Annotated in this window: 9 protein-coding genes; 5 read left to right on the forward strand and 4 right to left on the reverse strand. The window is 68.6% G+C overall.

Annotated features, from left to right (window positions below; genetic code table 11):
• Positions 1 to 433, forward strand: a 433-nt coding sequence (gene tatC / locus VNR91_RS03670) for a twin-arginine translocase subunit TatC (protein ID WP_325489435.1), incomplete at its 5' end; no start/stop codon positions are given.
• A gap of 163 nt (positions 434 to 596) precedes the next feature.
• Here tatC and VNR91_RS03675 read toward each other — a convergent pair.
• The 3 genes from VNR91_RS03675 to VNR91_RS03685 all read right to left on the reverse strand — a co-directional run bounded on the left by VNR91_RS03675 (position 597) and on the right by VNR91_RS03685 (position 2,833).
• Positions 597 to 731 carry an entericidin A/B family lipoprotein gene (locus VNR91_RS03675; protein WP_325489436.1) on the reverse strand — a complete coding sequence of 45 codons (135 nt, stop codon included), beginning with the start codon at positions 729 to 731 and terminating at the stop codon, positions 597 to 599.
• A 292-nt stretch (positions 732 to 1,023) separates the two neighbouring features.
• Positions 1,024 to 2,541 (reverse strand): sensor histidine kinase, encoded by a 1,518-nt coding sequence (locus VNR91_RS03680; protein ID WP_325489437.1) that lies wholly within the window; start codon positions 2,539 to 2,541, stop codon positions 1,024 to 1,026.
• A gap of 67 nt (positions 2,542 to 2,608) precedes the next feature.
• Entirely contained in the window at positions 2,609 to 2,833 is a 225-nt protein-coding gene (locus VNR91_RS03685; RefSeq protein WP_325489438.1) for a NepR family anti-sigma factor, read from the reverse strand.
• Between the two features lie 166 nt (positions 2,834 to 2,999).
• Here VNR91_RS03685 and VNR91_RS03690 point away from each other — a divergent pair, with 166 nt between their 5' ends.
• From VNR91_RS03690 to VNR91_RS03700, 3 genes are all read left to right on the forward strand, one after another.
• Positions 3,000 to 3,800: a response regulator gene (locus VNR91_RS03690; protein WP_325489439.1), complete on the forward strand. Its 801-nt coding sequence runs from the start codon at positions 3,000 to 3,002 to the stop codon at positions 3,798 to 3,800.
• A 42-nt stretch (positions 3,801 to 3,842) separates the two neighbouring features.
• Entirely contained in the window at positions 3,843 to 3,989 is a 147-nt protein-coding gene (locus tag VNR91_RS03695) for a hypothetical protein (protein ID WP_325489440.1), read from the forward strand.
• 84 nt (positions 3,990 to 4,073) lie between these two features.
• Entirely contained in the window at positions 4,074 to 4,709 is a 636-nt protein-coding gene (locus VNR91_RS03700; RefSeq protein WP_325489441.1) for a sigma-70 family RNA polymerase sigma factor, read from the forward strand.
• Here VNR91_RS03700 and VNR91_RS03705 read toward each other — a convergent pair.
• The gene (locus VNR91_RS03705; RefSeq protein ID WP_325489442.1) at positions 4,693 to 4,896 is read right to left on the reverse strand and encodes a hypothetical protein; all 204 of its coding nucleotides are present in this window, start codon (positions 4,894 to 4,896) and stop codon (positions 4,693 to 4,695) included. The genes VNR91_RS03700 and VNR91_RS03705 overlap by 17 nt on opposite strands.
• Before the next feature lie 71 nt (positions 4,897 to 4,967).
• Here VNR91_RS03705 and VNR91_RS03710 point away from each other — a divergent pair.
• The coding region (locus VNR91_RS03710; protein WP_325489443.1) for a bifunctional [glutamine synthetase] adenylyltransferase/[glutamine synthetase]-adenylyl-L-tyrosine phosphorylase at positions 4,968 to 7,282 on the forward strand (2,315 nt) is incomplete at its 3' end.

Below are 7,282 nucleotides of genomic sequence, written 5' to 3' on the forward strand. Positions count from 1 at the left end.
CACGCCGGTGTTGTTCGCGTGCGGCGCGGCGCTGGCCTATTACATGGCGATCCCGATCGCGCTGCATTTCCTGCTGAGCTATCAGGGCGACCTGGGCGGCGTGCAGCAGGAGGCGCTGCCGCGCGTCGGCAGCTACCTTGATTTCGTGATGCAGTTCCTGTTCGCGTTCGGCCTGGCATTTCTGCTGCCGGTGGTGCTGATGCTGCTGGAACGCGCCGGGATCGTGACGCGCAAGCAGCTGGTCAGCGCGCGGCGCTATGCGATCGTCGCGGCGTTCGGCATCGCGGCGGTGCTGACCCCGCCCGACATCGGATCGCAGCTGCTGCTCGCGATTCCGCTGGTGCTGTTGTACGAACTGGCGCTGATCGGAATCTGGTTCACCGAAAAGCGGCGCGCGCGCGACGCGCTGGCCGCCGAGGTGACGGGAGCCTAGATCCCCGTCAACCGCCGATTCCGATCCGATCGCATCGGTTCGGCTGCTCGAGGTTTTTGATTTAACGCGCTTTCCGTGACGGCGGGTGATTCCACCTGCCCGGAAAACCCTCCAGCCACCGACGGTGTGTCGGAACGGGGCCGCGACGCGGCCCCGTCCAGCATTACTTGGCGTCGTCGGCGGTGTTGGCGACGGTTTCGCCCGCCGACTTGACGTCCTTGCCCACACCCTCGACGGTGTTGCAGGCGGCCAGCGTCAGGATGGTGGCCAGGGCGATCGCGGTGGTGATCTTGCGCATGTCGAAATACTCCTACGGTGAAAGCTGTGCAGCCAATGTCCGGACACGCGATTTCGTTCCCGCGCCGTGACGATTGACCGGGTGGGGCGACAGAATTTCGAGGCTGGAAAATGCTAGACCCGGAAGCGTCACCGGGGGGAGGGGGAGACGCTTCCGGGCCCATGTCTTGGATAGCGAGAGCGGGGGGGCAAAAGGTCACTATCCGAAGTTCTAAACGTGGGTGTCGACAGCCGGTTCCGTCGCCGCGGCGAAATTTTTTACGCGCGAGGAGAATCCTTTCGAGCGCGGCGGTTCAGTCGCGGCCGGTGACGGCGATGGCGATTTCGAACACCCCGGCCAGCGGCTGGTGGTGCAGCGGCGCGCGCAATTGGCGCGCCAGTCCTTCGCTGACGCGGCCATAACGTTCGGTGATCAGCTTGCGCAGCTTTTCGGTCTCGATCAGCGCGGGCGAAGCCACCCGCACCACCGCGCGCGTATCCTGATCGCCCGGTTTGACCGATATGCGCAGCTGCGCCGTGGGGTCGACGCTCATCGCCAGTTCGACCAGTTCGGTGATGAGGAAGGCGATGGCGACGGCGGTATCCTGCGACACCAGAAACGGATCGATCTCCAGCGTCAGGCCGAAATCGCGGGTCGGGCCGGTCGCGGTGGCGCGGATGTTGGCGGCGAGTTCGCTCAGCACGGATCGCAGCCCCAGCCCGCGGTTTTCCTCCAGCTCGGCGAAATGGTGGCGATGGACCACCGCCAGCGCATCGACCCGGCGTTGGATCGCGGCATAGGCGGCGATCGCCTCCGCCCCGGTGGCGCTGCGCGAATGGAAGTTGATCAGGCTGGTGATGACCTGAAGGTTGTTCTTGACGCGGTGATGGACCTCGCGGGTCAGCTTGGTCTGGCGCACCAGCCCTTCGGCCAGGTCGGCCTCGTGGTCGGCGATCGTCCGGCTGAGCCCGGCGAAGGTTTCGCCCAGCTCGCGAATCTCCTGCGCGGCGATGTGGCCGGTGCGGACCGGGTCGAAGGTTTCGCCCGGCTGATAGGCGCCGACGGCGGCGCGCAGGCGGCGCAGCGATCGGATCAGCAGCCGATCGATCACGAACCAGCTGATCCCCGCCGCCGCCGCCCACATCAGGATCGGCAGCAGCATCGCCGCCACCACCGCGGAGGTGATCGGCGCGCTGTCGACGACCATGTTGAGCATCAGCCGGTCGAGCCCGACCGGGGCGCTGTCATGCTCGCGCCGGGCCAGGATTCTGCCGGGCAGCGCGCGCAGCGACAGCGTCGAATCGTCGTGGGTCAGTTCCGAGCCGTATTTGGGAGCGAGGTCGCTGGGGCGGGCGATGTCCGCGAGATAGCTTGTCGGAAAGAACGCGCTGGCGCGCGCGGTGCCGCTGTTGCCGGTAACGCCGATCAACAGCCCTTGGCCGGGCACCAGCCGCGTCGCCACCGCATTGGGGCCGGGCGTCGGCGCGCCGCTGGGGGGAGGAGTGCCGCAGCGCAGCCGCCCCGTGCGGTCGACCACCGCATAGCGCGCGCCGGCCAGCGTGCTCGGCGCGAACACGCCGCGGGTGCGCGCGCACACGGCGGTGTCGCCGGGATCGGCCTCGATCGCCGCGACGGCGGAACGCAACGCGTTGGTGTCGCCGACCAGCTCGATCGCCAGCGATCGCGCCGCCCCTCCGGTGGCGACGCGCAGCTCGGCGCGATTCTGAAGGTCGGCGGTGCGCGTGGTCTGCAGCGTCGCCGCCACCGCGATCAGCGCGAGCGGCAGCAGCGCCGCGCTGAGGATCAGGAAGAGTTTGGCGCCCGTGGGCATCCGTGCGAGCGCGGTAAGCGCAGGGCGTGGGTCGCGCGGACCGGGATCACCGTCCATGCGCTATCGGCTAACCAAGCTTGTGGAGCAGATCGAGCATTTCGTCGGGAATGCTTTCGGCGACGGCGTCCTGATAGACGGCGCGCAACGCGTCGCCGACCGTCCGATCGCCTTCGTTCGCCTTGCTATGCTCCGCCTTTTTTTGGCTGGAACCGGTTTTATCAGAACGCACGACTTCCCCCTCAAGGCCCGGCCGGGCCGGGGAACTTCTTGGCTCGGGCGTGGTAAACGCCACCGCAACCGCGTCCTAACGCGATCGCGGGTGCAGATGAAACCAAATATGACCTCGATTGTTCCATGGCCACACAGATTCGGTCGAGACTGCTGGTTTCGGCCGCGAATGTTGCAACCGCCGCGTGGATGGCCCACACGGCGGGGATATCACGGAGTATATCGCCGACATGTCGCTTGGACAGCAGCTAGCGCCGCACCTTCCTTTCCTGCGGCGTTACGCCCGCGCCCTCACGGGCAGCCAGTCGGAGGGCGATCATTATGTTCGCGCGACGCTGGAGGCCATCGTCGCCGCGCCGGACGAATTCCCGCGTGAAGTCGATCCCCGGCTGGGCCTGTATCGCACCTTCCAGGCGATCTGGGGCTCGACGAATGTCGAGGAGCGCGATTCGTTCAACGCCCCGGAAAGCGACAATGAAGCGATCGCGCGGGCGCGGCTCGCGCGCATCGCCCCGCTGTCGCGGCAGGCACTGTTGCTGACCGCGATGGAAGGCTTCACGACCGAGGATGCCGGCTATCTGATCGCCACCGCCCCGGACGAGGTCGACCGGCTGGTCACCGATGCGCTGGGCGAGATCGAGAAGCAGACTCGCGCCCGCGTGCTGATCATCGAGGACGAGCCGATCATCGCCATGGATATCGAGGCGATCGTTCGCGATCAGGGCCATGACGTCACCGGCGTCGCCGTCACCCGCGACGAGGCCGTCGCGCTGGCGCTGGAGGACCGGCCTGGACTGGTTCTTGCCGATATCCAGCTGGCCGACGACAGCTCGGGCATCGACGCGGTGAAGGACATTCTCGCGGAATTCCGCGTGCCGGTGATCTTCATCACCGCCTTCCCCGAACGGCTGCTGACCGGCGAGCGTCCGGAGCCGACCTTCCTGATCACCAAGCCGTTCCAGCGGTCCACGGTCAAGGCGGCGATCAGCCAGGCGCTGTTCTTCGATGAGGCCACCGTTCCGACAAATTGACGAAGTTACGGAGCCAAAACGGTCTTCGGGTGTTGATGGTTCATGACTAACGAGATCGACCCGAACGGAGTGCAGCATATCGACGCCGAGCGCGCACGCGCCGGCGCCACGCCGCACATGACACGTTACATCCTCGGCATTTCGCTGACGCTCGTCATCGTGATCTTCGCGTTCCTGCTGCTTCGCTGAAAGTAGCGGGCGCGAAGGCGCGTTCCCCCCTCGCAATTCCCTGCGGCGCGCCTATACTGGCCTGCGTTCCAAGAACGGACTCCGATGACCGAGCGTGACGATACCGCCGAGGATGACGGCCCGCCGCCGGTGCCGCACGTCGCCTTGTCCGACCCCGAATTCAAGACCCAGCTGGCGCAGGTCATCCCGCACCTGCGCGCCTTTGGGCGGTCGCTGTCGGGCAGTCGCGACCTGGCCGACGATCTGGTGCAGGAAACCCTGCTGAAGGCATGGGCGGCGCGGCAGCGGTTCCAGGCGGGCACCAACATGCGCGCGTGGACGTTCATCATCCTGCGCAACCTCTATCTCAGCCAGATGCGCCGCGCGCGGTTCAAGGGCGAGTGGGACGATCTGGTCGCCGACCGGCTGCTCGCCGCGCCGGCCAGTCAGGATCGCCACGTCGAACTGACCGACATGCAGCGCGCGCTGCTTCACCTGCCGCAGCCGCAGCGCGAGGCGCTGATCCTGGTCGGCGCGGGCGGCTTTGCCTATGAGGAAGCGGCGGAGATCTGCGGCGTCGCGGTCGGCACGATCAAGAGCCGCGTCGCGCGCGGCCGGGTCGCGCTCGAATCGATCCTGACCGAGGGGCGGCTGCCGTCGCGGCGCGAGCATGACGGCGGCGGGCGCTCGGCGCTCGACACGATCATGAGCGAGGTCGAGGATCTCAGCCGCGACAGCTGAACGCGGGGTCGTCGTCGCCGCCGGGGCGCCCGGCGCTGAGTTGGCGGAGCAGGTCCGCCAGATCGTCGGGAATGCCCAACTGGCGACTATAGGCCTCGCGCAGCGCCGCCCCAATCGCATCGCTCTCACGCGGGCGTTCGACGATCATCGCGTGGTTACGCTTGGAACTGGAAAGCATACGGGTCATGCGGGTAAAACTATCCGGCGCCGGAATTGTTGCTTGACTTTGAGGAAATCTTCAATCGTCAGCTGCCTGCGATGTCGAACACCATGATCATTCAGCACGCCATCGCCCGTGCACAAGCGGAGGCGCCATTCCTGGCCGGGCTGATCGACCGGGAGCCCGCGCTGGTCGATACCATGGGGGCGGCGCTGGCCGATCCGGTCGCGGCGGCGGCGATCGACGATCCCGACATGCCGGTGGGGCGGCGGCTGCGGCTGGAACGGCGGCGGCTGGCGCTGATCGTAGCGATCGGCGATCTCGCCGGGCTCTATGATCTGACCCGTACGACCGAGGCGCTGACCGCCTTCGCCGACCATGCGCTGGACAGCGCGATCGCCACGGCAATCCGCGAACGGACGCCCGGCGCCGCGCCGGCGGGACTGGCGGCGATCGCGCTCGGCAAGCAGGGCAGCCGCGAGCTCAACTACTCCTCCGACATCGACCCGATCCTGCTGTTCGATCCCGACACGCTGCCGCGCCGCGAGCGCGACGAGCCGGTCGAGGCGGCGGTGCGGATCGGGCGGCGCGTGGTCGAGCTGCTCCAGGCGCGCGATGGCGACGGCTATGTCCTGCGCGTCGACCTGCGGCTGCGCCCGTCGCCGGAAGTGACGCCGATCGTGCTGCCGGTCGACGCGGCGATCTCTTACTATGAATCGCAGGCGCTGCCGTGGGAGCGCGCCGCCTTCATCCGATCGCGCGCTTGTGCCGGCGACGTCGCGCTGGGCGAGCGGTTCCTGGCCGACATCCGGCCGTTCGTGTGGCGCCGCGCGCTCGATTTCAGCGCGATCCGCGAGATTCGCGGAATCTCGCGCCGAATCCGCGACCATCACACGCGGGGGCAGAATTTCGGGCCCGGCTATGACCTGAAGCGCGGGCGGGGCGGCATCCGCGAGGTCGAGTTCTTCGCCCAGATCCATCAATTGATCCACGGCGGGCGAGAACCGGCGCTGCGCGCGCCCGCGACGCGCGACGCGCTGGCGCGGCTGGCGGAGGCGGGGCGGATCGACCCGGACGAGGCGGCGGCGCTGGCCGATGCCTACACGCTGCTGCGCACGATCGAGCACCGCGTCCAGATGATCGACGATCGCCAGACCCACGCGCTGCCCGAAAACGGCGAGGGGCTCGACCGCGTCGCTCGCCTGCACGGCCTGAAGGACGGCGCGGCGCTGCTCGATCTGCTGCGCCCGCATGTCGAGCGGGTCGGCACGATCTACGACGCGCTGGACGAAGAGACGGCGCCACGGCTGGCGGGCGGGGTCGATCCGCTGGAAGCCGCCGGGTTCCGCGATCCGGCCGCCGCGTCGCGCCTGATCGAAACCTGGCGTTCGGCGACCTATCCGGCGTTGCGCAGCGCCCCGGCGCAGGCGGCGCTGGAGGCGGTGCTGCCGGCGCTGGTCCGCGCGCTGGGCGAGGCGCCCGACGCCAATGCCGCGCTGGTCCGCTTCGACGCGATCCTGTCGCGGCTGCCGACGGCGATCAACGTGCTTCACCTGATCGCGGCGCGCCCGGCCTTGCTCAAGCTGCTGACCACGATCCTGGCCTATGCGCCGACGCTGGCCGACGTGCTGGGACGGCGGGCAGGGTTGCTCGACGGGCTGATCGATGCGTCGGCGCTCGATCCGGTCGACGACGTCGCAAGTCTGGCGGCGGAGATGTCGGCGGGGGAGAGCGGCGAGGACTACCAGCATCTGCTCGACCATGTGCGGCGGGTCGTCGCCGAGCGCCGCTTTGCGCTGGGCACGCAGATCGTCGCCGGGACCAGCGATCCGCTCGACGTCTCCGCCGGCTATGCCCGTGTCGCGGAGGCGGCGGTGGAGGTGCTGGCCGCGGCCACGGTCGACGAATTCGCCCGCCGTCATGGCCGCGTGCCAGACAGCGAGCTGGTGATCCTCGCGCTCGGGCGGATGGGCGGGGCGGCGCTGACCCATGCCTCCGACCTTGACTTCATCTATCTGTTCACCGGCGATTTCGCGGCGGAATCGGATGGGGAGAAGCCGCTGGGCGCGGTGCTCTATTACAATCGGCTGGCGCAGCGGGTGAGCGCGGCGCTGTCGGTGCCGACCGCGTCGGGACCGCTGTACGAGATCGACACGCGGCTGCGCCCGTCGGGGACGTCGGGGCCGCTGGTGGTGTCGCTCGACGGCTTCGACCGCTACCAGCGCGAGAGCGCGTGGACCTGGGAGCATATGGCATTGACGCGCGCGCGGGCGATCTTCGGGTCGGCGGCGGCGCGCGAGCAGGTGCAGGCGATCATCGACCGCGTGCTGGCCGGCGACCGCCCCGCGCGCGACATCGTCGCCGACGCGGCGAAGATGCGGGCGGAAATGGCCGCGCACAAGCCGCCGGCCGG

Source organism: Sphingomonas sp., from assembly GCF_035555815.1.
Lineage (GTDB): Bacteria > Pseudomonadota > Alphaproteobacteria > Sphingomonadales > Sphingomonadaceae > Sphingomonas.